The sequence below is a fragment of the Stenotrophomonas sp. 86156_Sma genome (assembly GCF_056481625.1).
The window spans coordinates 3936842-3960105 of the sequence record NZ_CM151157.1 but is presented as its reverse complement, the minus strand read 5'-3'; the positions used below and the strand labels follow the sequence as shown (position 1 = coordinate 3960105).

Genomic DNA, 23264 nt, shown 5'->3' with positions numbered 1-23264 from the left:
TGACGCCTCCGGCCCGGCTTCCAGCTTCGGGCCTGCGCGCTTCGCTTGCGTGCGGTCAGCACAAAGGGATGGCCGTTGCCTTGTCCAGCCGTCTCCCCTGACTTCATCACCTTACCCGCGACCGTAGCCCGCTCCCGTGTGCCGTCAAGGCGCGCAGGGCCGTGTCCTCGGCTGCGCCTGCGGGCCGCACCAACCCTGCGCTTGTCTCCTTGACGGCCCCCGTCCGCGCGCTCCTTTGGCCGCGGGCGATGAACTCAGGAAAGACGGTGGCAACAGGGCCAACCGGGTTCCTCGTGCCGACCGCACCGAACAGCCGAAAGGCTGGGCTCCGAATCTAGGAATCCGGTGTGCGGTTTGAACAGCAAACCCTTTTCGTCAGGAGAAATGCAATGCAACTCGCATCCCGATTCGCTTCCCGTTCCCCGTCGCTGCGCAGCGATTACCCGCTGTCCGATGACCAAATCCGCCGTGTGGCCCCGTCCATCTTCGCGGACGCGCCGCACGAAAGCCGTTCCGAACGGTACGCCTATATCCCCACCGCCGCCGTGCTGGCGGAACTACGCAAGGAAGGGTTTGAACCCTTCATGGCAGCGCAAACCCGCGTGCGCCACGACGACCGCCGCGACTACACCAAACACATGCTGCGCCTGCGCCACGCCAGCCAGATCAACGGCGCGGAGGCTAACGAAATCGTGCTGCTGAACTCGCATGACGGCACGAGCAGCTATCAGATGCTGGCCGGAATGTTCCGGTTCGTGTGCAGCAATGGCCTTGTCTGCGGCGACACGGTGGCGGACGTGCGCGTGCCCCACAAAGGCGACGTGGCCGGTTCCGTCATCGAAGGCGCTTACGAAGTCTTGCGCGGCTTCGACCGCGTGCAGGAATCCCGCGATTCCATGCGCGCCATCACCTTGAACGATGGCGAATCCGAAGTGTTCGCCCGCGCCGCGCTGGCCCTCAAGTACGACGACCCCGACAAGCCCGCGCCCATCACGGAATCGCAAATCCTGATGCCGCGCCGCTTTGATGACCGCCGCCCGGACTTGTGGAGCGTGTTCAACCGCACGCAAGAGAACCTGACCCAAGGCGGCCTGCGCGGGCGCAGCGCCAACGGACGCCGCCAGCAAACCCGCCCGGTACAGGGCATCGACCAGAACATCCGCCTCAACCGTGCGCTTTGGCTGCTGGCCGATGGCATGCGCCAGTTGAAAGCCTGAACCCCCACGCGGCAGGGGCAGGCAGCAGCCCTTGCCGCTTCTCTCGCTGCTGCATCCCTAACCGCAAGGAGTTATCACCATGAACGCCGTTACCCAAACCGAAACCCGCGCCATCGAAACTGCCGCGCCGCTGGAAGTGGCCGACCCGAGCAAGAACCTGATTTTGGTTCCACTCTCGCAGTTGCTGCCGCGCCGCTCCAAGCGCAACGCACGCAAGACCCCGCGCCTGTCCATTCCCGAACTGGCCGCGAGCATCGCCCGCATCGGCCTGCTGCAAAATCTCGTCGTCATCCTCGCCGCCGATGGCGAGCAGTACGAAGTGGTGGCCGGCGACCGCCGACTGACCGCGTTGAAGCTGCTGGCGAAGAAGAAGCGCATCCCTGCCGACTACGAAGTGGCGTGCCTGCTGGTGCCCGATGCTTCGGCCCGTACCGTCAGCCTCGCGGAAAACCTGCTGCGCGAGCAGATGCACCCGGCCGACCAGTTCGAGGCGTTCGCCGCACTGGTCAAGGAAGGCCGCCCCATCGAAGACATTGCCGCCGACTTCGGCGTGACCCCGCTGGTGGTGCAGCGCCGTCTCAAACTCGCCAACGTCTCGCCGCGCCTGCTGGCCGACTACCGCGCCGGAGCCGTCACCCTGGAACAGTTGATGGCCCTGACCATCACCGACGACCACGCCGCGCAGGAAAGCGCGTTCTACGGTGCGCCAGAATGGCAGCGTGGCGCGTCCGCGCTGCGCGAACGCCTGACCGAACGCGAAATCGACGCCACGCATCCGCTGGTGCGCTTCGCCGGGCTGGACGCCTACACGGCGGCGGGCGGCGGCATCCGCCGCGACCTGTTCGCGGAAGGCGATGCCGGAACCTACCTGACCGACGCCACGCTGCTGGAAACGCTGGTGCGCGGCAAGCTGGATGCGCTGGCTGGGGACGTGCGCGCCGAGGGTTGGGCGTGGGTCGAAGCCGTGCCGCACATGAGCTACGCCGAGCGGCAGGCGTTCCAGAACGCACCGCGCCAGCGCCGCGAACCGAGCGCCCGCGAAGCCCGCCGCATCGCCTCGCTGCAAACCCGCCTCGACAAGATCGACACCGAACTGGAAGAAGCCTACGACGCCGAGGACGAGGACAAGACCGAAGCGCTGGAACCGCGCCGCGAACAGGTTGCCGGGGAACTGCAAGCCGTGGAGGAAGCCTTGCAGGGCTACGCCCCGGATGTGCGCGCCGTGGCCGGCGCCATCGTCACCCTCGACCGCAGCGGCGAAGCCGTGATTCATCGCGGGCTGCTGCGCGAGGCAGAAGCCAAGGCGCTGCGCACGCTGGAACGCTTGCGGCAGGGTTTCGGCAGCGCGGAAGGCGAGGCCGGGAACGACGACGAAGGCGAGGACACCGAGCAGCCCAAGGCCGCGAGCCTGTCCGACCGGCTGGCGCAGCGGTTGAGCGCGCACCGCACCGCCGCGCTGCAAATCGAAGTCGCCCGGCATCCGCAAGTCGCGCTGGCCGCGCTGGTGCATGGCATGGTGCAGAGCGTCTTGCAGGACAACCACTACGGCCACGACTTGCCGCTGGGCGTGAGCCTGAAAGTGCAAGACCGGCTGGAAGGCATGGCCCCCGACTGGCCCGAGTCGCCCGCCGCCGTCGCCCAGCGCGAGTTGCAGCAGGTCGCGGGCGAAGCGCTGCCGCAGGACAGCGCCGAACTGTTCGTCGCGCTGCTGGCGATGGAGCAAGGCGAACTGGTGCGGCTGCTGGCGGTATGCGTAGCGGCGACCGTGGACGTGGTGACGCCTCGCGCCACTGCGCACCAGCCGGGCGCGGAACTGGCGCAGGCTGTGGGGCTGGACATGGCCGCATGGTGGCAGCCCACCGCAGACGGGTATTTCCAGCATGTGCCGAAGGCCGCGATTCTGGAAGCCGTGGGCGAGTTCGCACCGTCGCACGCTGCACGGCTGGCGAAGTTGAAGAAGGCCGACATTGCCAGCGAAGCGGAACGGCTGGCCGATGGTACGGGCTGGATGCCCGCCATCTTCCGCACCGAAAGCCCGCAACAGGACGCGCAGGCCGTGGCAGTGGATGCGGGCGCCGAAGCGCCGGAGGAAGTCGCCGCCGTGGCGGATGAGCTGCCGCAGGCCGAGGCACTGGCCGCGTGATCCTGCACCGCAGATAGCGCCCCGGTTCCGGCCGGGGCGCTTCACGCCAAGGATTCCTATCATGAGCCGCAACACCACGGACCGCCCGCGCATGGCGGCGATCTATGCCCCCGGTACGGTACGCGCCCGCCGCTGGCACGGCGATGGCGACGTGCGCGGCTACCGTCCGCCGCGTGGCTGGACGGCCCGCGCCGACCTGACCGACCTACATCCCATTACCGGCCACACCTTGCCGCGTGCCGCGTGGTGGATTGTCGAAACCAAGGAATAACGAGCAGCACCGGCCCCAAGCCGTTCCGCCTTGGGGCCGGTGGTCAAAAATCCGGGGCGTCGGTGGCCGCGCCCGGTTCCAACGTCGAAGTCAAAATCGCCCCGTTGCCGCCTTCGTCCAGGCGGCAACGGGGCGGACGTGCAAGTGCCTTGCACGCGACACGTCCATCGGTGCCCGCTGGCGCGGGCAAGGTTTCGATGGCGCCCCGCCGCAATGGGCGGGGCTTGTAGGGCTACGCCCCGGCTTGCTGCGGCAGGTTGTGCGATAGCGTGCCGTCCCCGACGCTGGCGATTCGCGCCTGTACGTCACGAAGGGCGATTCACCGACACGCCACCCGGCCTCGCTATGGAGCATCCACACCACGCCTCAAGCATGTGGTCGCGCGCTGCGGCAGGGGCGCTCTGGCCTTGTCGTCGGGGCTTTGACCTGGTTCGCGTCAGGGCGCAAGCCGGTGCAGCCGTCACGCGGGGATGCCGAGTCGGCCATGTCTCCTTTCGGGGGCGGGCGGCCCGTGCGTCCTTGGCTTGTCGTGAATCCTGGCGAGGGAACGGCTACGCCTTGGGCTTCATGGCCGCAACCTTCCAGCGAAAACAATTTCCCCGCCGCTGCGCGGCTTCCTCGCGCGGCAAATTCTTTTCGCTTCCAGGTTCTCCACGGTGTTGCGACCGCTGCGCGGTGCGGCCAGCCCATCCCCCGCCGGCCGGATCACAACAAGGACGCACTGGCGCGACCTTGTTCAACCCGAAAGGAGAAACATCATGGCTAACATCGGCACCTTCACCGCAGAGAAAGACGGCTTCACCGGCCAGCTCCGCACCCTGACCCTGAACGTCAAGGTCAAGCTGGTTCCCAACGACAAGGGCGACAGCGAGAACGCCCCCGACTTCCACCTTCAGGCGGCCGGCCACGAGATCGGCGCGGCGTGGAAGAAGACCAGTGAGGCCGGGCGCGAGTACCTGTCCGTGAGCATCGACGACCCTTCGTTCCCGGCGACGGTCTATGCCCGCCTGATCGAGAACGAGGACGGCACGCACGACCTGATCTGGTCGCGCAGCAAGCCCAAGGCAGCCTGACGGCCGCCCACCGCGCCCCGTCCATTGCGGCGGGGCGCCGTGCTGCTGGCGCAGCACGTCACGCACGCGCCTACGGCGTGTCGCGTTCCTTCAACACCGCCTCCAGCTCCTGGCGCACCTGCGCCAGAAGCTGATCGGCCCTGCGCGTGCTGTCGCCGGCATAGGCCAGCGTCAGCAACGTGAGCGGATGCACGTCCATGACCTCGCACAGCTCGGTCAGCTTGTGCATGGTCGGGCTCTTCAGGTCGCGCTCCAGCAAACTCAGGTAGGTACGGCTGGACACGTCGGAGAACGCTTCCTGGCTCAAGCCGCGCGCTTTCCTGACCGTCCGTATTGCTGTCGCCAATGAGTCTTTCGCCGCCACCTATGGTTTTCCTTAGAAAACCAAGATGACAGCCGATTGCGCACTATAGGGCTACAAACTATAGTGCGCATTTGGTGTCGTTGATTTCCGTATTCGTGCCTTTGCAGAAATCCGCATGGGCGGATTCCGACAGAATCTGGGAACCGCATCTGTGTCTTTCCTGGCCTGCGCAATTCCGCTTCCGCGTTTCCGTGCATGTACGGATTCGATGGCTTGCGCCTTCGTGCTTTCCCGCCAAAGCACGCATCCGCTTCGGCGGTTCCGCGCTTCGGTGGAAAATCGTATCCGTGCATCCTCGGATGCGTGGGGATTCGGGCCATGACCCAGCCGCTCGTCACCGCTGAACAGCGGGCGCAACTGCTCGCCGTCGGCGCGGCACGCGCCGCTGGCCGAAGCATCGACCCAATGCCGGCGGTGCGACTGTTCACCCCCGACGCGCACGCCACCTGGCTGCTGGCCGCGCTCGACCCGGCCGATGGCGATACGGCATGGGGGCTGATCGACCTGGGAATAGGCATGCCCGGCCTGGGCCATGTGAAGCTGTCCGATCTGGCGTCCATCGTCGGGCCGCACAAGCAACCTGTGATGCGCGATCGCTACTTCCAGCCCGTGCGGCGGCTGTCGGAGTACCTGCGGCTGGCCGAGGAAAACGGTTCGATCACCGACTGAGCAGTCCCAGCCAACGACGGCGCATTCTGACTATTTCAGTCTTACCCAAGACCTGATTGGTCTGAATCCGCACTCTTGCACCGAAGCGGTGCGCTTCTGATGCAAACAGTCATGATCTATGGCGCGGGCTGCTGCACGGTGCTCCATGCTGCGCACCATTTTTGTGGCGCGCAACCGTCGCATTCAGACGATTTCCGCAATGCCCTGGAGCCAATCGGTCTTGACACCGCAGTTACAGAGTACCCCGATTTCGATGACGACTTGATGGCGACTCGATAGCTCCCGCACAGCGGAATCCGTGGCGACGTTCCTGCTGAATGACAGGAGGCTGCGTCATGGCTGACCCGAGCGCCGAACACTGGTATCCGACCGCCGCGTATCTCTACATGCTGCACCTCGACGGCCCCGCGCTGGCGTGGGAATACCTGCGTCGCCACCCCGACTACCGCCGCGACTGGCTGCGCCGCCGCCGCCGGCCAGAGGCCGCCGCGCGCTGGGGACTGCGCCTGCTGGAAGATCCCGCCCTGGATGCGCGCGACGCGCACCCGGCCTGGTTCCCCGATCACGATGCGGTAGTGCAGCTCTACCCGGACGCCGACCCGCCGCCCGACGCGGTGGCTTTCGCGTTCTGGTGCCTTCCCGGCCAGAAGCACCTGATCCACGACGGCAAGCGCCTGGTGCTGCTGACACGCTGGCTGGGCTGCTGCCTGCGGCTGGTGATCGCTCCCGGCCTGGCCGACGGCATGGCTTACGCCTATGCCATTCGCGCCTGCGCCGCATCCTGCGGACGCTATCAGGCGCTGGCGGCCGAACTGGACAAGCTGGCCGCCGCTGGCGATGCAGCGCCAGCGGGAACGGCACGGTCGCGGCCGGCACCCGCTGCGCTGCTGGAGTTGAACACGCTCCAGGCGCTCGACGGCACCCTCGCGGGCGCGTCCCTGCGCGACGTGGCCGAAGGGCTGTTCGGCGTCGATGCTGTCGCCGCCGACTGGTACGCCGATAGCGCCTTGCGCGCCCGCGTGCGGCGACTGGTGCACCGGGGCGATGCGCTGATGCGCGGCGGCTATCGCCGCCTGGCACAGCTTCCGCCCGTTGCACAGGGACGCGCTGCATCCCCTGCAAAACGTCCCTGAGCAGGAAGCCTTGCTTTCTTGAAAGTGCCTCTATCCGGCCGCGTGGTGTGGCCGGGCTTGATGGAGGTACATCCCATGCGACCCGCTCCCTTGCGGCCTGCCGCCGCTGCTGTCGCTGCGCCCGTGCAGCCCCAACGCTACCTGACCAACGACGAAGCCGCCGAATACCTGCGTCTGTCGCCGCGCACGCTGGAGAAACAGCGCGTGATCGGCGGCGGCCCGAAGTTCCGCAAGTTCGGCCGCCGCGTCATGTACGCGGTGGCCGACCTCGATGCCTGGGCCGACCAGCGCAGCTACGAGGCCACGTCCGACCCGGAATATGCCGAGCGTCACGCGGGCGACTACCGTGATGGCCGCTGATCGTCGGCTCGCCGGTGGCCATCGTCATGTCCAGCCCATCGCTGCCGTCGGGGCAGCGATCGCAGCAGCGGGAACAGCTCGACCTGTTCCGCGCGCTGCCGGGCGACGGCATGGCGCCGCGCGACAGCCAGGACTTGATGGCCTTTCCGTTCTTCTCGCTGGCGAAGTCGCGGCGCACGGCGCCGATCGACTTCCGCAGCGGGAACATCACCATCCGCGTGGAAGGCACGGCCGAGCACGGCATCGCCACGATATGGGATGCCGACGTGTTGATTTGGGCGGCCTCGCAGATCGTGGAGGCGCGCGACGCAGGCATTCGCCCGTCGCGCTGGATACACGCCACGCCCTACGAAATCCTGCGCTTCATCGGGCGCGGCACGTCCTTGAACGACTACCAGCGCCTGAAAGCCGCGCTCGACCGGCTGCAATCGACCAGCGTGGCGACTTCCATCCGCGAAACCACCGGGAGGCGCTTGCACCGCTTTTCGTGGGTGAACGAATGGCGCGAGCTGGCCGACGCCAGCGGCACGCCGCTGGGCATCGAGCTGATCCTGCCGGACTGGTTCTATGCCGGCGTGCTCGATGCCGCCCTGGTGTTGACCATCGACCCGGCCTATTTCCGCTTGAAAGGTGGCATCGAACGCTGGCTGTATCGCCTGGTGCGCAAGCACGGCGGGCGGCAGGAACACGGCTGGCAATTCGACTTCCGGCATCTGCACCGCAAGTCCGGCAGCGCGGCGCGCTTCTCGGACTTCGCCTACGACCTGCGCGTGCTGGTCGCGCGGCAGTCGCTGCCCGGCTACGTCCTGGGCATCGAGTCGATGCCGGACGAGAAGCTGGAACTGCTGACCTTCCGGCCCGTGCCGTTCACGGCACGGGGATAACTGCGGGAAAAGCTGTGGACGGCCTCGTGCTATCAGGAGTGCCGGGTATCGTGCTATCGGGAGTACGCCTATCGTGCTATCAGGAGTACGAAAACGCCGCAAAGCCAGTAACGGCGCGGGTTTGCGACCCCTCTAACTTACCTAACTATAAATCTCTAACTTTTAGTAGAAACGCGTCGTTTCGGTGGACAACCACGAAACGGCACGGCCAGGCCGGCTTTCCAGCAGGGAGGGCCGCGCCATGATCTTCGCGTTTCTCAACCAGAAAGGCGGCGTCGGCAAGACCACACTCGCTACCCACATCGCGGGCGAGCTGGCGATGCGCGGGCTGCACGTCATCCTGCTGGACGCCGACCCGCAGGGTTCTTCGCTGGACTGGACGCAGCGCAGAAGCCAGCAGGGCTTGCCACGGCTGTTCAGCGCCGTGGGCCTCGCCCGCGAAACGCTGCATCAGGAAGCGCCGGAGCTGGCCCGCCGCGCCGATCACATCATCATCGACGGCCCGCCGCGCATCGCCGCCCTGGCGCGTTCCGCGCTGCTGGCGGCCGAGCGCGTGCTGATTCCCGTGCAGCCCAGCCCGTATGACCTTTGGGCCAGCGCCGAGATGGTGGCGCTGATCCGCGAGGCACAGGTGTTCCGGCCTGCGCTGCGCGCGGCCTTCGTCATCAATCGGCGCGTCAGTACCACCATCATCGGCAGGGAAGCACGGCAATCGCTGGCCGAACAGCCGCTGCCGGCGCTGCACAGCGAAGTGCGCCAGCGCATCGTCTTCGCCGACAGCGTGGCCGCTGGCCGGCTCGCCCGCGAAACCGCGCCCGACAGCGCCGCCGCACGCGAGATTGCCGTGCTCACCGATGAACTGCTGCGGTGGCCGACATGAGCAGCCCGCGCAGCAAGCGCGTCGGCATCGGCGCACGTCCGCCCGCGAATCCGCACGCCGAGGCGTGGATTCGCCAGGGCGATGCCGATGCACTCAACAAAGGCGACCTCTACACCGCACGCCTGACGCTCGACGTGACGCCTGCGCTGCGCGCGCGCATCAAGATCGCCGCCTTCGGCCAGGGCGTGACCGTGGCCGAACTGCTGCGCGGCCTGCTGGAGCGGGAGTTTCCCGACAAGCGCCCGGAGAACCTGCCATGAACGGATCCGCCTTGCCTGCCGCTCATGCGGCGACGGCTGCACCGGCTGCTGCGCCGCCGCCTTCGCTTTCGACGCTCGCCGACCAAGCTGGCAGCGTGCCGCTGACTCGCGTATCGCTCGCCTACATCGAACCGCGCTTCAAGCTCTACCTGCGCTTCGGCGAGCCGGCGCGCACGCTGCGGCTCGACCGCTGGCGGCGCTGCGCGGTGTTCCTGCCGCGTGCAATGTTCTGCCGCGTGCGCTGGGAAGCAAACGACTACGGCACGATCCGCTGGCAACTCATGGTGATGCAAGCCGCCACGCCGCTGGACGACATGCAGCGCATCCCCGGCGTGCGGCCGGGCGCACGCCTGCTGCTGCACGCCGAAGGCGAAAACGCGGTGCCTGCCGTGCTGGAACGCATCGACGGCATCGAAGGGCAAGGCATCGCCGCCATCGACGTGTCGCCCGCGTACTGGCGCACGCTGGGCAACCGTCTGGCGGCCCGCCTGGCGCTGCCCGAATACACCGCCGAGCGGCACGCCGCCTGGCTGGCCGGAAAGGCGCTGCCATGACGACCCAATCCAACACCACATGCACGCACGAAGCCGCGCCGCATCCTCGCTCGCGCCTGCGCGTTCGCATCGTGCTGGCGGGCTTCGCTGCCGTCGGCCTCGCTGCGCTGGCCTGGGCGGCTTTCGTGTCGCCGCTGCCGCGTCTGACCTACAACCCGTCCGACAGCGTGGCGGTCGGCTGGTATCGCATCGAACCGTTCGACCCGCGCACCGCCTCGCTGCCACGTCCGTTGTCCGTGGACAGCATCGTGCTGGTGCCGCTGCCCGACAGGGCCGCCATGCTGGCTGCGCAGCGCGGCTACCTGCCGACCCGCGTTCCGCTGCTCAAACGTGTGGGCGCGGTCGCGCCGCAACACGTTTGCATGGTCGCCGGGCAGGTACGCATCGACGGCGTGCCTGCGGCCGCCTCGCTGCCTGCCGACCGGCTGGGCCGGCCGCTGCCATCCTTGCAGCTTTGCCGCCGCCTCGAACCGGGCGAGCTGTTCCTGTTGAGCGTGACCAATCCGGCATCGTTCGACAGCCGCTATTTCGGCCCGGTCAGCGCATCCGCCGTGATCGGCGTCGCGCACCCGGTCTGGCTGGAGACACGCCCATGATGGCCGTCGATTCGCTGCACGTTGCCGTGCCTCTCGTCGTGCCATCGAGCATGTCGTTCCAGTGGCTGCCGCCGTGTCGTCGCGCGTGCAGCGCGGGCGCATTCGCGCCGCGCCTCGCGCAACATCCGGCGCAGCCGTCCAGCGTGCAGGTGTCTTGCCTCGAACGCGCCCGGCCTGCGGCCATTGGCGCGTTCGCCGGCGGGCTGGCTGCAAGCAGCGCAGCGCCGCCGGGCCGCCGACGCCCGGAGCGACAGCGAGGGGCAAAGGCGGAAGGCAAGACAAAAGGACGCGGCACCGGGCCGCGTCGAAAGCCAGTCTGCACGTGGGGTTGGCGCGGCACGCAGCGGCTTCGCCGCCGTGCCGCGTGGGGCGCGAGGCCCGCGCCAATGCAGGCATGTCCGCGTGCTTCGCACGACAGGACACGCCAGAGCTTGCAGGAAGCGCAGCCATGAGCGGCCGCCGCGACGACGATTTCCGCGTGCGCCCCAGCGCCCCGAAGAACCGGGGCAAGGGCCAGGGGCAGAGCTTCGTTTCCAAGGTGCTCAAGCAGGCGGGCAAGGCCGGCAGCGGCAAGTCCACGGTGCGCCGTCCTGGCGCGACGGGTGGCACCGGCCAGCGGCCCGGATCGCGCTTGGGGCGCGGCCATACGGCGGCGCGCTTTGCCGGGGCGAAGCTGACGCCCATGTCGCGGCGCGTGACCATCAAGACGCTGCTGGTCAATCACCAGCGGGCCAGCTCGCAATCGCTCGCCAAGCACCTGCGCTACATCGAGCGCGACGGCGTGGGCCGCGACGGCGAGCCGGGCCAAGCCTATGGGCCACAGACCGACACCGCCGACCTCGACGCCTTCAAGGAGCACTGCGCCGACGACCGGCACCATTTCCGCTTCATCCTCTCGCCCGAGGATGGCGCGGAGCTGGAAGATCTGCGCACCTACACGCGGCACCTCATGGGCCGCATGGAGGCCGACCTGGGTACCGGCCTCGATTGGGTGGCGGTCAACCACTGGAACACCGACAACCCGCACACGCACATCGTCGTGCGCGGGCGCGACGACACCGGCAAAGACCTCATCATCGCGGGCGACTACATCGCCGATGGCTTCCGGCACCGGGCCTCCGAACTGGCGACCGAATGGCTGGGGCCGCGCACCGAACTGGAGATCCAGCAGACCTTGGGGCGCGAGGTGGAGCAAGAGCGGTGGACGAGCCTGGATCGCACCCTCAAACGTGAGATAGGCGAGGCCGGCGGCGATGGCCTGGTGCATGTCAAACGGCTCAACGAACCCCGGCTGCAACGCCAGCGCCTGCTGCTGATCGGCCGCCTGCAACGCTTGCAGCGCCTGGGCCTGGCCGACGAGACGCAGCCGGGCACCTGGGCCATCCATGCCGATGCGGAAAAGACCCTGCGCGCCCTGGGCGAGCGTGGCGACATCATCCGCACGATGCAGCGGGCCATGCGCGGCGAGCCGCGCGAGCTGGCCGTGTTCGAGCCGGGGGACGATGGCCGAACCATCCTCGGCCGCGTGGCCGCGAAGGGGCTGGCCGACGAGCTGCGCGACCGGGGCTATCTGGTCATCGACGGCGTGGACGGCAAGGCCCATTACGTCGCGCTCAACGCCCACGATGAGCTGGCGAACTACCCGACTGGTGCCGTAGTGGAGGTGAAAGGCTCGGCCGACGTGCGCGCAGCCGACAAGAACATCGCCGCGCTGGCGAGCGATGGCCTGTACCGCACCGACCACCACCTGGCCGTGGCACAGGGCCAGGCCGTCCCCGGACGCGACCCGCAGGAGGTCGTGGCCGCCCATGTCCGCCGGCTGGAGGCCCTGCGCCGTGCCGGCATCGTTGAGCGCGTGGCCGAAGGGCTATGGAAGGTGCCGGGCGACCTGCCCGAGCAGGGCCGCCGCTACGACGCGCAGCGCCTGGGCGGCGTGGCCGTGGAGCTGAAATCGCACCTGCCTATCGAGCGGCAGGCCCGCGTGATCGGGGCCACCTGGCTCGACCAGCAGTTGATCGGCGGTGGCTCGGGCCTGGGCGACCTGGGCTTTGGTGGCGAGGCCAAGCAGGCGATGCAGCAGCGCGCCGACTTTCTCGCCGAACAGGGGCTGGCCGAGCGGCGTGGTCAGCGCGTGATTCTGGCGCGCAACCTGCTGGGCACGCTGCGCAATCGGGAACTGGCGCAAGCCGCGAAGGACATAGCCGCCGATACCGGCCTGGAGCATCGCCCGGTGGCCGACGGCCAGCGTGTGGCTGGCATCTACCGCCGCAGCGTCATGCTCGCCAGCGGGCGCTACGCGATGCTCGATGACGGCATGGGTTTCTCGCTGGTGCCGTGGAAGCCGGTGATCGAGCAGCGGCTGGGGCAGCAGATCGCCGCCACGGTACGCGGTGGCGGGGTGTCGTGGGAGATTGGGCGGCAGCGCGGTCTATCAATCAGTTAGTGCCAACCCATGTATTTCGCTTTGTTTGAACGCCTCCGTCAGTTCCGAGAGTGCGGATTGCCAATGTGGATTCAACTCACGCATCACGTTGATCCCACGTTCAGTCAAGACAATTTCGATAACTCTACGATCTTGCGTGCGATCCACACGCTCCTGTGTCGCTCTTTGAATCATGCCCTTGTTGTCGAGACGGTCCAACAGCCTGGTCACCGAAGCCGAATCGACTGCCAGATTGCGAGCCAAATTGCTGGGCGTAGATGCTGGAGTGACTGACACATGGTGTAGTGCCATCATCTGCACGGCGGTCAAACCAAACGGAGCAGCCATGCGATTCAGCACTTGATTCCTGGCCGTGGAAAGCCGCGTGATGGCTGTAGAAAGCTCCATCACCCGAAGGGCATCGCTTGCTTTCCCCGTTTCGGTTGACCGATTCGGCATCATGATCGGGAACGTTTACTGGTCGCTTCCTCGCCTCGGCCGTAGGCACGCATGAATGTCACCACGGCTGCGTTCGCCCACTGGTCAATCTGCGCCGAGGAAGGCGCGGCATCCGGATGAGTCAGGCACTGAAGCTGAGGCTCGCCCCGAACCAGGTTGATGAACAGATTGGCGGCCGTCTCGCGGCCAATCTCGCCAAGATCGACCTCACCGGATGCCGCCGCATTGGCCAGTTGTTCGGCCACCATCGTCGTCATGACCTGCGGGCCGGCCAGGTAGAACGTCCGTGCCAGCCTAGGGAAGCGCTGCCCTTCGGCGATGACGACGCGGAATAAGGCCAGCCCGCCAGGGGAAAGCACAATGTCCAGATAGGCCTTGGCGAGCATGGTCAACGTCTCCCGCAGCTTTCCGGGGCGGAACTCGATGCCATGCACCGTGTTCGTGAATGACGCACATTCGGCCTCGATCACCGCGGTGAAGAGGGCCTCCTTGTTTGCGTAGTGCGCGTACACCGTGGACTTGGACACCCCAGCCTCGCGCTGGATCATGTCGGTGGTTGCTGCGCTGAACCCATGGGTCAGGAAGACGTTGCGCGCAGCGCGCAGGACGGTGAGAGCCTTGGCGTTCAGCTCGTTGCTGCTCGGCGTCGGGGCGGTCATGGCTTGGTTGGTGCGTGGCATCTGCTTGGCCTGGAAGTTTTGACACGGTGGCTTGATTTCGGTATAGTACCAAACCGCTCGGTACGAATCAACTTAGCCAACCATCTCATGGGTAGCTGCGCTTAGCAGTTACTGAAATCCCCTGTGAGTTGGTGGCCTAAATTTTGTTGTCGTAGTAAACCGAGCGGTTCGGTACTATTCGCATATTGGATGAGCCTTCATGACGTCACAACCGCTGCTCTCACAACTGCTGCGACAAGCAGGCACGGCGCTCTGCACGATCTCCCTGGTCGGCTGCGCGGTTGGTCCTGACTTCGTGAAACCCGACGACAGGCTCGCAGCCGTCCAACTGTCGCCCAGGGCGGACTACACGCAGGCTCAGGAAACATCCGCCGCGAGCTTCCCATCTTCATGGTGGACGTTGTTCAACGATGACGTGCTGGCGGATCTGCAAGTCCGTGCGCAGGCGGGCAACCTGAACCTGCAGATGGCTTCCGAGCGCATCGAGCAAAGCCGGGCGCAGTTGGGGATTGCCTCCTCGCTGCTGCTGCCCAGCGTGGGTGCCTCGGCGGGCTATTCCCGCGAGGCCCTCAGCGAGCACGGCAAGTTTGCCGCGCTGGGCGCACCGACGAGTGCGAGCGACTTCTGGCAGTTGGGGTTCGACGCCAGTTGGGAACTTGACCTATGGGGCCGTGCGCGGCGATCGCGCGAAGGTGCTGCGGCCGCCTTCGAGGCCACGGTGTATGAGCGCGAGGCGGCACGGGTGGCCCTGTCCGCCGAGGTGGCCCGCGCGTATCTCCAGTTGCGCGGTACGCAAGCGCAACTGGACATCACCCGGCAGAACCTGGATGTCGCCGATCGCACCCTCCGCCTTGCCGAAAGCCGTGAGCGCAATGGTGTCGCCACGCGCTTTGAAACCGCCTCGGCGCGCGCGCAACTGGCAACGGTCGAGGCGCTGGTGCCCGAACTGGTCCAGCGCCGCAACACGCTGATGAACGCCTTGGCACTGCTGCTGGGGGAGCAGCCGCGCGCCCTCGATGCGCAGTTGCTTGAAGCGATGCCCCTGCCGTCGCTTCCTTCCAATGTGCCGGTGGGCCTGCCTTCCGAATTGGCGCACAGGCGACCGGACATACAGCGCGCCGAAGCCCAACTGCACGCTGCGACGGCGGCCATCGGCGTCGCCAAAGCCGATTTCTACCCACGAATCGGCCTGAAAGGCAGGGTCGGCGTCGAAGCCTTCGAGTTCAACGACCTCGACAGTTGGGATTCCCGGTTCTTCTCCGTCGGCCCGACGGTCTATCTTCCTATCTTCCAGGGCGGGCGTCTGAAGCAGCGCCTTGCGCTGAACGAGGCACGGCAAAGAACTGCCGCCATCGCCTACCGGCAGACAGTGCTGCAAGCCTGGCATGAAGTGGACAACGCCCTGGACGCCTGGGCTGCCCAGCAGAACCGCCATACTGAACTGCTGGTTTCGTATGAACAGAACAAGCAGGCGCTGCATGCTGCCGAGCGCGGCTATCAGGAAGGTGCTGCCGACTACCTGAATGTCCTGGCCGCGCAGCGTGGCGTTCTTGCCAGCCAGACCAGCCTCAATGCCAGCGCCACCAACGCCGCGCTCACCCTGGTCAATCTCTACAAGTCGCTGGGCGGTGGCTGGGACCCCGACGCACTCACATCCGAGCGGCAGGCCGGCGGCGATGCGCCCCTGACGACCGCCGCATCGTCGGCCATCTCGCAACCCAAGGTTGAGCAATGAGTGCCGCAGCGTTACAGCCGACAGCGGCGCCGCCCGCACCTGCTGCTGCGGCAGCCCCGCCGAAGCGGGCGATTGCCGGGCTGGTCGGCATCCTCATCGCCGCCATGATGGCCGGACTGAACAACCGCGTGGGCGCATTGGCCCTGGCGGACGTGCGCGGCGCGCTGGGTTTCGGTCTGGACGATGCCTCCTGGCTCACCACCGTCTATAGCGCGGGTGAAGTGATCGCCATGCCGTTCTCGGCATGGTTCGCCATCACCCTCTCGGTGCGCCGATTCGAGCTGTGGATGATCGGTGTATGCACCTTGCTGGCGGTGTGCATCCCCTTCATCCATGACCTCGATCTGCTGCTGGCCATGCGCTTCCTGCAAGGCATCGCCAGCGGCACGATGATTCCCGTGCTGATGATGGCGGCATTGAAATTCCTGCCGCCTCACATCCGGCTGCACGGACTGGCGCTGTATGCGCTGACGGCCACCTTCGCGCCGAACCTTTCGATCTGGCTGGCGGGGCAATGGACCGATGGCCTGTTCGATTGGCGCTGGGTGTACTGGCAGATTCTTCCTCTGGCCGCCATTGCTGCCTTGCTGATCGGGTGGGGTCTGCCGAAAGACCCGATCCAGACAGACCGTTTCCCGCAGGCCAACTGGCCCGGTATGGCTTTCGGCGTGCCGGCATTCGCCCTGATTACCGTCGCCTTGGATCAGGGCGTGCGGCTGGACTGGTTCAATTCACCCCTCATCGTCGTCTCGCTGGTGGCTGGGCTGACGCTTCTGGGGGCCTATCTGCTGACGGAGTGGTATCACCCGGCGCCGTTCATCAAGTTGCAGATGCTCAGCCGCCGCAACCTGGCGCTGGGTTTCACCCTGTTCATCTGCCTTCTGGTTGTGCTGACCTCTGGCGTGATGTTGCCGATGACCTTTCTCGGGCCGCTACAGAGCTACCGACCACTTCAGATGGCACCGATCGGTCTGGTCGTCGCGCTGCCTCAACTGATCCTGGGTTCCGTGGTGGCGCTATTCCTGTACCGGAAATGGGTCGATGCCCGATTCGTGTTCGCGGGCGGCCTATTGCTGATCGCCCTGGCGTGCTTCTTTGGCGCACAACTGACTTCTGACTGGAACCGCGACCAGTTCGTGCTGACGCAGACGCTGCAAGCCTTCGGCCAGCCCATGGCTGTCGTCTCGCTGCTGTTCCTGTGTACCAGCGTCGTGCACCCCAGCGAAGGCCCGTATGTGTCGGGAAACATCAACACGCTGCGCGCCCTGGGCTCGGTATTCGGCGGCGCAATGGTCGGGCAGCTCGTGACCGTAAGGCAACGGTTCCACGCGGAAATGCTGCTGGATCACGCCGCGTCCGTAGGCAACTCCGTTCCGCTTGTCCCGGAGCCCGCTCAACTGATGGGAATCATCGGCCAGCAGGCATTGGTGCTGTCGGTCGCGGATGCCTACCGCGTGCTGGGCGTTCTGGCGCTGGTGATGGTCCCCTTCGTATTGCGGCTGACCTACATTCCCGCCCCCGATTTGCAGCCCGCTGCCCCTCATTCCACATCGTCGTCCCAAGGATAGTTCCACCATGGCCATGCCGAAGAAAGCCAAGATCACCAGTGCCCTGCTACTGCTCGCAGTGGCAGTGGGCTGTGTCATTTATCTGAATCGCCCCGAATCCAGCGCATCGACCCAATCCACGGACGACGCCTATGTACAGGCCGACTTCACCCTCGTCGCACCCCAGGTGTCGGGCGTAATCGGCAAGGTGCTGGTCGAAGAAAACCAGCCAGTGAAGGCTGGCGATCTGATCGCCGCGATCGACGATCGGGATTTCATCGTTGCGGTGGATGCGGCAAAGGCGCAAGTCGCTGCCGCCGAGGCCAGCGTCGCGGGGCTTGCCGCACGTGTGGCGCAGCAGGAAACAGCGATACGTCAGGCGCAGGCGGCCGTCGCGGTGGACGACGCAGAACTCAAGCTGGCAGAGGCCAACCAAAAACGCTACCGGAACCTCGCTTCAGACGGATCAGGCTCGATCCAGGCACAGCAGCAGGCCGAGGCGCAGTTGGCCATTCGGCTGGCCAGCCGCGACAAGAACCGCGCGGGCCTGCAAGCGGCGCGACAGCAGACGGACATCCTGAAAGCCGATCTTGAAAAGGCCAAGGCTGCACTTTCCCAGGCGCAGGCGGCGCAAGCCGCTGCGGAGTTGAAGCTCTCCTATACCCAAATCACGGCGCCCATCAACGGCGTGATCGGTCAGAAGTCGGTGCGCGTCGGCGCATTCGTGAATGCCGGCAAGCCATTGGTGGCGGTGATCCCGCTCGACGCGGTTTACATCACGGCCAACTTCCGCGAAACGCAATTGGCGCGTGTGCAGCCAGGGCAATCGGTGGACATCAAGGTGGACGCCTTGCCGGGTGCCGTACTGAAGGGGACCGTGGAAAGCCTGGGGCCCGCCAGTGGCGTCAGCTATTCGGCCGTCGCGCCGCACAACGCTACGGGCAACTTCACCAAGATTGTCCAGCGCCTGCCCGTGCGTATTCGCATCGACCCAGATCAGCCTGACGCCGAGAAATTGCGTGTCGGAATGTCGGTAACTCCAACGATAGAAATAGGGGGTGGTCATATCGCATCTAAATGAATGCCGTAATCATCGAACGAAATATGGAAGATCGACTTGCTATCAGACCCCAACTTTCAGCGAGCCTGAAAGCGAATCGATATTTGTCTGTGCATTTACACGGAGGTTGAATCATGAAAGCACAAACAGCGCTAATCGGTTTTGTCATTCTGGCAAGTTCGTCCCTATGTTGGGCAGGTTCCAGCAACCAAACCACAGGAGGTCAGTCACTAACCCGCGAACAAGTGAGGGCTGAACTGGAGGAGGCACGCCGCCAAGGTCTGCTGATGGAAGGTGATGTTTATCCGGTCGAGATACCGAAAACAGGCCGCAGCAAAACGCGCGCAGAGGTGCTGCAAGAGCTTCAGGAAGCTCGTGAGCAGGGCTTGCTGTATCTCCATGAGGGCGAATATCCGGGCAAATTTCAGCGTGATACGGGTCCGGGGAAAACACGTGCCGAAGTGTTGCGCGAACTTGAGCAAGCGCGCCAAGACGGCACCTATGTTGTGAATGAGCCTTGATGCCGGTGAGGTTGCAACTGTAATTCAAGAAACGGGTGTGCAAGTGCGCACCCGGGTCCGAGGCACCCATGGAGAGCGGAAACCAAGGGTCTGCCATGTCGGCCTATGAAACCCAGCTTCAATTGCTAACAGATGGGACTACATGACATGAAGAGACATCGCTATCGCTTGACCGTGGAGCATATTTCCGATTCCAGAGGTGGCCCTGTTCACAACAAGCCGCTGCAATTTGAAGTCATGAACCACGACGACATCATCGCCGTCGTAACGTGGCTTCGTGAAAGAGGAGATTTCAGCGACAAGGAATCAGCAGCGGCCCTTGGTGTCGGGCTGAAACTGCTTGGAGGCGTCCTGCTAGATAACAAGGACAACCCGCTGTTCTCTTCATTTCTGCCGCACCTATATCAGTTCGTGAAAGAGCTCAAAGCGGGAACAACCGACAGCCAAGGAAATGATTGATTCGGCTTCTTAGCGCGACACGGGGTATGAATCACTATGGAGCTTCGTCACCTTCGATACTTCCTGGCTGTGGCCGAAGAACTCCGTTTTGCTCGTGCAGCGGAGAAGCTACATATTGAGCAATCGCCGCTGTCGCGAGCCATCAAGGAATTGGAAGAAGAACTCGGTGTGTTGTTGTTTGCTCGAACCACGCGCAGCACACGACTAACTCATGCCGGAACACTGTTCTTGGAGCACGTGCGCCGCGTGCTGGCGGCCTTGGAACAAGCACGAGACAGCGTGAAGGCAGCGGCCAACGGCTTTCATGGGCAGTTGCGTGTGGCGCTGTCCGATGGCATCACGCCGTCGCGCCTATCTGCCTTGCTCGCGCTTTGTCGCCAGGAAGAGCCCGAAGTAGAAATCCGCTTCTTCGAAGTGCCGCTATCGCAGCAGATCAAAGGGCTTCATAACGATCTGTACGACGTGGGATTTGCCCAATCCAACGAGGTTGGCGATGGCATCGTCGCCATGCCTGCCTGGAGCGATGCGCTGATGGTGGCGGTGCCTGCCAGGCATCCGCTGCTGGCCCACAAGCGCATTCCATTAGACGAACTGCTGCGCTATCCGCTCGTCTTGTGCGATCCGCAAGTATGCGAAGGCCATGCCAAGCATGTCGAACGGGTGCTGCGCCGTACCGAAATGGAACCTCTGATCGCAGAGCGCGTCGCGTCCTGCGATCTGATGATGGCCTTGGTGTCGGCCGGGTTCGCGCTCGGGCTGGCTGGCGCTGCGCACATTGCCGCCAGCCGTGAGCCAGGTGTCGTGGCCCGACCGCTGGCGTTGCGCGTGCCGCCGTTGACGACCTACTTGCTCCACCTTGACGGCGATCCGTCCGACGAACTGGCGCGGTTCATTGAGCGCGTGCAGACCATCGAATCGCTGGAGCCTCCCAGGCCCATACGAGGTCGCAATCCCGATCAATCGGAGGAACTAACGCCATGAAGAAGATCGTCTCGTTCTTGCTGGTGGCCGCGTTGACTGCCTGCGGCCAGTCTGAAACGCCACAGAAGCCCGCTGATTCCGCAGCCAACATCCCGACGGTGGAAGAACTCGCGGCTAACCCCGAGCGGCTCAAGGAACTGCGCCAGCAGTGCAAGACCGAGCGCCCCAAGCTGGGCGACGTGCTGTGCAACCGGGTGGCCGAGGCCACGCGCAAGCGGTTCTATGGCGACGGCGAAACCCCGTACACACCGCCGAAAGAAGCGCCCAAGTTCTGATTGTTGGCGGTTCGCCGCATCACCTTCATTTTTCTGCCCGACACGCCGCAGCGCGCCCGCGCTTGCGGCGTTTTTCGTTGGCTCGCTACCGCGCTAATTCTTTCTTTTTCCTCGATCTTTCTGCTTAAAACGGTCTTTGACCGGCACTGACCCGGCACCGATCCTGACGCCTGCGGCACGTCCTTGTGCCGCTTTTTCCATGAGGAATCAGCGCAGGAGAAATCGGAGGCCAGGTCATGCAAGGGACGAACGTGCTGTTCGGTCAGATCGCCGTGGTATTCGGCATCGTGATCGCCGGAGTGTGGGGCGCCACACAATGGACAGCAGCCGCCCTTGGTTATCAAGTACGCCTTGGCTCGCCCTGGTTCGATCTTCTTGGCACGCCGATCTATCACCCGTGGAAGCTGTTTGAGTGGTGGTTTTCTTACGGCGCCTATACCCCGGAAATCTTCGACACCGGCGGAGCCATCGCTGGCAGCAGTGGCATGGTCGCCGTGGCCGTCGCCATTGCTATGTCGGTCTGGCGCTCGCGGCAGGCACGCCTTGTCACGACCTACGGATCGGCCCGCTGGGCGAACGCGCAGGACATTCGCAAGGCGGGACTCACGCAGCCGGCCGGCGTGTTCCTCGGTCAGCACGACCGCCAGTACCTGCGCCATGAAGGGCCAGAGCATGTCCTGACGTTCGCGCCCACGCGCAGCGGCAAGGGCGTCGGCCTAGTGGTGCCCACGTTGTTGAGCTGGCCGGCTTCGGCGGTCATCCACGACATCAAGGGCGAGAACTGGCAGATCACCGCTGGCTGGCGCAGCCGTTTCAGCCACTGTCTGCTGTTCAACCCCACGGATGCGAAGTCGGCGGCCTACAACCCGCTGCTGGAGGTGCGGCGCGGCGCGCATGAAGTGCGCGACGTGCAGAACATCGCGGACATTCTGGTTGATCCCGAAGGCGCGCTGGAGAAGCGCAACCATTGGGAAAAGACCAGCCACGCGCTGCTGGTCGGCGCCATCCTGCATGTGCTCTACGCGGGCGAAGACAAGACGCTGCGCGGCGTCGCCAACTTCCTCAGCGACCCGGCCAGCCCGTTCGAGCTGACCTTGCACCGGATGATGACCACGCCACACCTCGTGAACGAGGAAGGTGGTGGCCCGCATCCGGTCGTCGCTTCGGCCGCGCGCGAAGTGCTCAACAAATCGGACAACGAGCGTTCCGGCGTGTTGAGCACCGCCATGTCGTTCCTCGGCCTGTACCGCGATCCCACGGTGGCCGAAGTCACGTCGCGCTGTGACTGGCGCATTGCCGACCTCATTTCAGCCGCGCATCCGGTGTCGCTGTACCTGGTGGTGCCGCCTTCGGACATTAGCCGCACGAAGCCCTTGATCCGGTTGATCCTCAACCAGATCGGGCGACGCCTCACCGAATCGCTCGACGGGAGCGACGGCATCGAGCGCCGCCACAAGCTGCTGCTGATGCTCGACGAGTTCCCGGCCCTGGGCCGGCTCGACTTCTTCGAGACGGCCTTGGCCTTCATGGCGGGCTACGGCATCCGCAGCTTCCTCATCGCGCAGTCGCTCAACCAGATCGACAAAGCCTACGGCCAGAACCATTCGATTCTGGACAACTGCCACGTCCGCGTGACGTTTGCGACCAATGACGAACGCACGGCCAAACGTATTTCCGAGACGCTGGGCACCGCCACCGAACTGCGCGCACAGCGCAACTACGCGGGCCACCGGCTCGCGCCGTGGCTGGGGCACCTCATGGTGTCGCGCCAGGAGACGGCCCGCCCGCTGCTGACGCCGGGCGAGGTGATGCAGCTACCGCCGGACGAGGCCGTGGTCATGGTGTCCAGCGTGGCCCCGATCAAGGCCCGGAAGCTGCGCTATTACGCCGACGCCAATTTCAAGCGGCGCGTGCTGCCGCCGCCGGCGCTTGCGGGCGGACAGTACGCCGACGCGCCGCCGCTGCGCCCGGACGACTGGAGCGGGCTGGCGATTCCTGCCGTGCCCGCCGCGCCTGCGGCCGATGCCGCCGAAGGCTTCGGCGCGTCGGCCGACGACGGCGGCCCGCGCCGTCAGCCCGAGCTAACGGAGGCCGTCGCCTACGCCCCCGAGCTGGCCGCGCCCGCGGCCGACCTGGCGTTGCTCGATGACGACGACGACCTGCCGCTTCCCCTTCCTCGCCAGCTTGATCCGGCCATGCAGCGCGTGGCCCGGCTGGCGTCCCTCGATCCCAACGACGGCATCGACCTATGACCTACCGCCTGAATCTCTTTATCCAGCCCGAGCACGCCAAGCGGCTCGATGAACTGGCCGCCAAGAAAGGCGTGTCCAAGTCCAGCATCGTCGCCGCTGCCTTGGCGTCCTGGCTGTCGCCGGACGCGGCCGACCAACGTGAGGCGGCGATCGCCAAGCGGCTGGATCGACTGTCGCGCCAGGCCGAGCGCATGGAGCGTGACCAGAGCATCGCCATCGAAACGCTCGCGCTGTTCGTCCGCTACTACCTGACCGTCAGCACGCCGGTTCCCGAGGCGCACCAAGAGGCGGCCCGCGCTCAGGGCAAGGCGCGCTTCGAGCAGTTCGTGGAGCAGCTTGGCCGCCACCTGCTGCGCGGGCGCAGCCTGGTGCGCGACGTGGTGGAGGAACTGCACCCCGACCCGGTGCGGATGGAAGACGCGGCGGCAGCAGCCCAGGCGCGGGAGCGTGCGTCATGAGCGCCGTTCCG

Annotated in this window: 25 protein-coding genes; 22 read left to right on the top strand and 3 right to left on the bottom strand. The window is 65.5% G+C overall.

Features of this window, described 5'->3' with window-relative positions; genetic code table 11:
- Positions 1–389: 389 nt before the first annotated feature.
- The 4 genes from ACZK33_RS18395 (at position 390) to ACZK33_RS18380 (ending at position 4704) form a co-directional block, all read left to right on the top strand.
- On the top strand, positions 390–1217 hold the full coding sequence (locus ACZK33_RS18395) for a DUF932 domain-containing protein (RefSeq protein ID WP_028240164.1): 828 nt from the start codon (positions 390–392) through the stop codon (positions 1215–1217).
- A 79-nt stretch (positions 1218–1296) separates the two neighbouring features.
- Complete coding sequence (locus ACZK33_RS18390) at positions 1297–3360, top strand: ParB/RepB/Spo0J family partition protein (RefSeq protein WP_028240163.1); 2064 nt, start codon at positions 1297–1299, stop codon at positions 3358–3360.
- A gap of 61 nt (positions 3361–3421) precedes the next feature.
- Positions 3422–3631 (top strand): hypothetical protein, encoded by a 210-nt coding sequence (locus tag ACZK33_RS18385; protein ID WP_028240162.1) that lies wholly within the window; start codon positions 3422–3424, stop codon positions 3629–3631.
- A 758-nt stretch (positions 3632–4389) separates the two neighbouring features.
- Positions 4390–4704: a DUF736 domain-containing protein gene (locus ACZK33_RS18380; RefSeq protein ID WP_014646114.1), complete on the top strand. Its 315-nt coding sequence runs from the start codon at positions 4390–4392 to the stop codon at positions 4702–4704.
- 70 nt (positions 4705–4774) lie between these two features.
- Here the strand turns inward: ACZK33_RS18380 and ACZK33_RS18375 are convergent, their stop codons facing one another.
- A complete protein-coding gene (locus ACZK33_RS18375; RefSeq protein ID WP_028240161.1) occupies positions 4775–5011 on the bottom strand; it encodes a helix-turn-helix domain-containing protein in 237 nt (78 codons plus the stop codon).
- 375 nt (positions 5012–5386) lie between these two features.
- Between ACZK33_RS18375 and ACZK33_RS18370 the strand changes: the two genes are divergently transcribed.
- The 9 genes from ACZK33_RS18370 to ACZK33_RS18330 all read left to right on the top strand — a co-directional run bounded on the left by ACZK33_RS18370 (position 5387) and on the right by ACZK33_RS18330 (position 12847).
- Positions 5387–5737, top strand: coding sequence for a DUF2958 domain-containing protein (locus ACZK33_RS18370; protein ID WP_015476702.1), 351 nt, complete (start codon positions 5387–5389; stop codon positions 5735–5737).
- A gap of 335 nt (positions 5738–6072) precedes the next feature.
- Positions 6073–6870 carry a DUF2285 domain-containing protein gene (locus tag ACZK33_RS18365; protein ID WP_028240160.1) on the top strand — a complete coding sequence of 266 codons (798 nt, stop codon included), beginning with the start codon at positions 6073–6075 and terminating at the stop codon, positions 6868–6870.
- 75 nt (positions 6871–6945) lie between these two features.
- A complete protein-coding gene (locus tag ACZK33_RS18360) occupies positions 6946–7230 on the top strand; it encodes a helix-turn-helix transcriptional regulator (protein ID WP_026069907.1) in 285 nt (94 codons plus the stop codon).
- A gap of 14 nt (positions 7231–7244) precedes the next feature.
- Positions 7245–8114, top strand: coding sequence for a replication initiator protein A (locus tag ACZK33_RS18355; RefSeq protein WP_028240159.1), 870 nt, complete (start codon positions 7245–7247; stop codon positions 8112–8114).
- 241 nt (positions 8115–8355) lie between these two features.
- Positions 8356–8994 carry a ParA family partition ATPase gene (parA, locus tag ACZK33_RS18350; RefSeq protein ID WP_015476698.1) on the top strand — a complete coding sequence of 213 codons (639 nt, stop codon included), beginning with the start codon at positions 8356–8358 and terminating at the stop codon, positions 8992–8994.
- Complete coding sequence (locus ACZK33_RS18345; RefSeq protein WP_023094609.1) at positions 8991–9254, top strand: hypothetical protein; 264 nt, start codon at positions 8991–8993, stop codon at positions 9252–9254. The genes parA and ACZK33_RS18345 overlap by 4 nt, the downstream gene beginning before the upstream one ends.
- Positions 9251–9808, top strand: coding sequence for a DUF2840 domain-containing protein (locus ACZK33_RS18340; RefSeq protein WP_015476696.1), 558 nt, complete (start codon positions 9251–9253; stop codon positions 9806–9808). Before ACZK33_RS18345 ends, ACZK33_RS18340 begins: the two co-directional genes overlap by 4 nt.
- Complete coding sequence (locus ACZK33_RS18335; RefSeq protein WP_028240158.1) at positions 9805–10404, top strand: S26 family signal peptidase; 600 nt, start codon at positions 9805–9807, stop codon at positions 10402–10404. Before ACZK33_RS18340 ends, ACZK33_RS18335 begins: the two co-directional genes overlap by 4 nt.
- Positions 10405–10852: 448 nt before the next feature.
- The gene (locus ACZK33_RS18330; RefSeq protein ID WP_033476315.1) at positions 10853–12847 is read left to right on the top strand and encodes a relaxase/mobilization nuclease domain-containing protein; all 1995 of its coding nucleotides are present in this window, start codon (positions 10853–10855) and stop codon (positions 12845–12847) included.
- Here ACZK33_RS18330 and ACZK33_RS18325 read toward each other — a convergent pair.
- Complete coding sequence (locus ACZK33_RS18325; RefSeq protein WP_213896505.1) at positions 12836–13288, bottom strand: MarR family winged helix-turn-helix transcriptional regulator; 453 nt, start codon at positions 13286–13288, stop codon at positions 12836–12838. The genes ACZK33_RS18330 and ACZK33_RS18325 overlap by 12 nt on opposite strands.
- Complete coding sequence (locus ACZK33_RS18320) at positions 13285–13944, bottom strand: TetR/AcrR family transcriptional regulator (protein WP_033476316.1); 660 nt, start codon at positions 13942–13944, stop codon at positions 13285–13287. The genes ACZK33_RS18325 and ACZK33_RS18320 overlap by 4 nt, the downstream gene beginning before the upstream one ends.
- Before the next feature lie 220 nt (positions 13945–14164).
- Between ACZK33_RS18320 and ACZK33_RS18315 the strand changes: the two genes are divergently transcribed.
- The 9 genes from ACZK33_RS18315 to ACZK33_RS18275 all read left to right on the top strand — a co-directional run bounded on the left by ACZK33_RS18315 (position 14165) and on the right by ACZK33_RS18275 (position 23253).
- Positions 14165–15700, top strand: a complete 1536-nt coding sequence (locus ACZK33_RS18315; RefSeq protein ID WP_033476317.1) for an efflux transporter outer membrane subunit — start codon at positions 14165–14167, stop codon at positions 15698–15700.
- Positions 15697–17268 (top strand): MFS transporter, encoded by a 1572-nt coding sequence (locus ACZK33_RS18310; protein ID WP_033476318.1) that lies wholly within the window; start codon positions 15697–15699, stop codon positions 17266–17268. The genes ACZK33_RS18315 and ACZK33_RS18310 overlap by 4 nt, the downstream gene beginning before the upstream one ends.
- A 7-nt stretch (positions 17269–17275) precedes the next feature.
- On the top strand, positions 17276–18328 hold the full coding sequence (locus ACZK33_RS18305) for an HlyD family secretion protein (RefSeq protein ID WP_033476319.1): 1053 nt from the start codon (positions 17276–17278) through the stop codon (positions 18326–18328).
- Between the two features lie 113 nt (positions 18329–18441).
- The gene (locus tag ACZK33_RS18300; protein ID WP_080709091.1) at positions 18442–18828 is read left to right on the top strand and encodes a DUF4148 domain-containing protein; all 387 of its coding nucleotides are present in this window, start codon (positions 18442–18444) and stop codon (positions 18826–18828) included.
- Between the two features lie 147 nt (positions 18829–18975).
- On the top strand, positions 18976–19287 hold the full coding sequence (locus ACZK33_RS18295; RefSeq protein WP_080709092.1) for a DUF3861 domain-containing protein: 312 nt from the start codon (positions 18976–18978) through the stop codon (positions 19285–19287).
- A 36-nt stretch (positions 19288–19323) separates the two neighbouring features.
- Positions 19324–20268 carry a LysR substrate-binding domain-containing protein gene (locus ACZK33_RS18290; protein WP_033476321.1) on the top strand — a complete coding sequence of 315 codons (945 nt, stop codon included), beginning with the start codon at positions 19324–19326 and terminating at the stop codon, positions 20266–20268.
- Entirely contained in the window at positions 20265–20543 is a 279-nt protein-coding gene (locus ACZK33_RS18285; RefSeq protein WP_033476322.1) for an EexN family lipoprotein, read from the top strand. The genes ACZK33_RS18290 and ACZK33_RS18285 overlap by 4 nt, the downstream gene beginning before the upstream one ends.
- Before the next feature lie 236 nt (positions 20544–20779).
- Positions 20780–22795: a conjugal transfer protein TraG gene (locus tag ACZK33_RS18280; protein WP_085371722.1), complete on the top strand. Its 2016-nt coding sequence runs from the start codon at positions 20780–20782 to the stop codon at positions 22793–22795.
- Positions 22792–23253 (top strand): ribbon-helix-helix protein, CopG family, encoded by a 462-nt coding sequence (locus tag ACZK33_RS18275; RefSeq protein WP_033476325.1) that lies wholly within the window; start codon positions 22792–22794, stop codon positions 23251–23253. The genes ACZK33_RS18280 and ACZK33_RS18275 overlap by 4 nt, the downstream gene beginning before the upstream one ends.
- Positions 23254–23264: the final 11 nt, after the last annotated feature.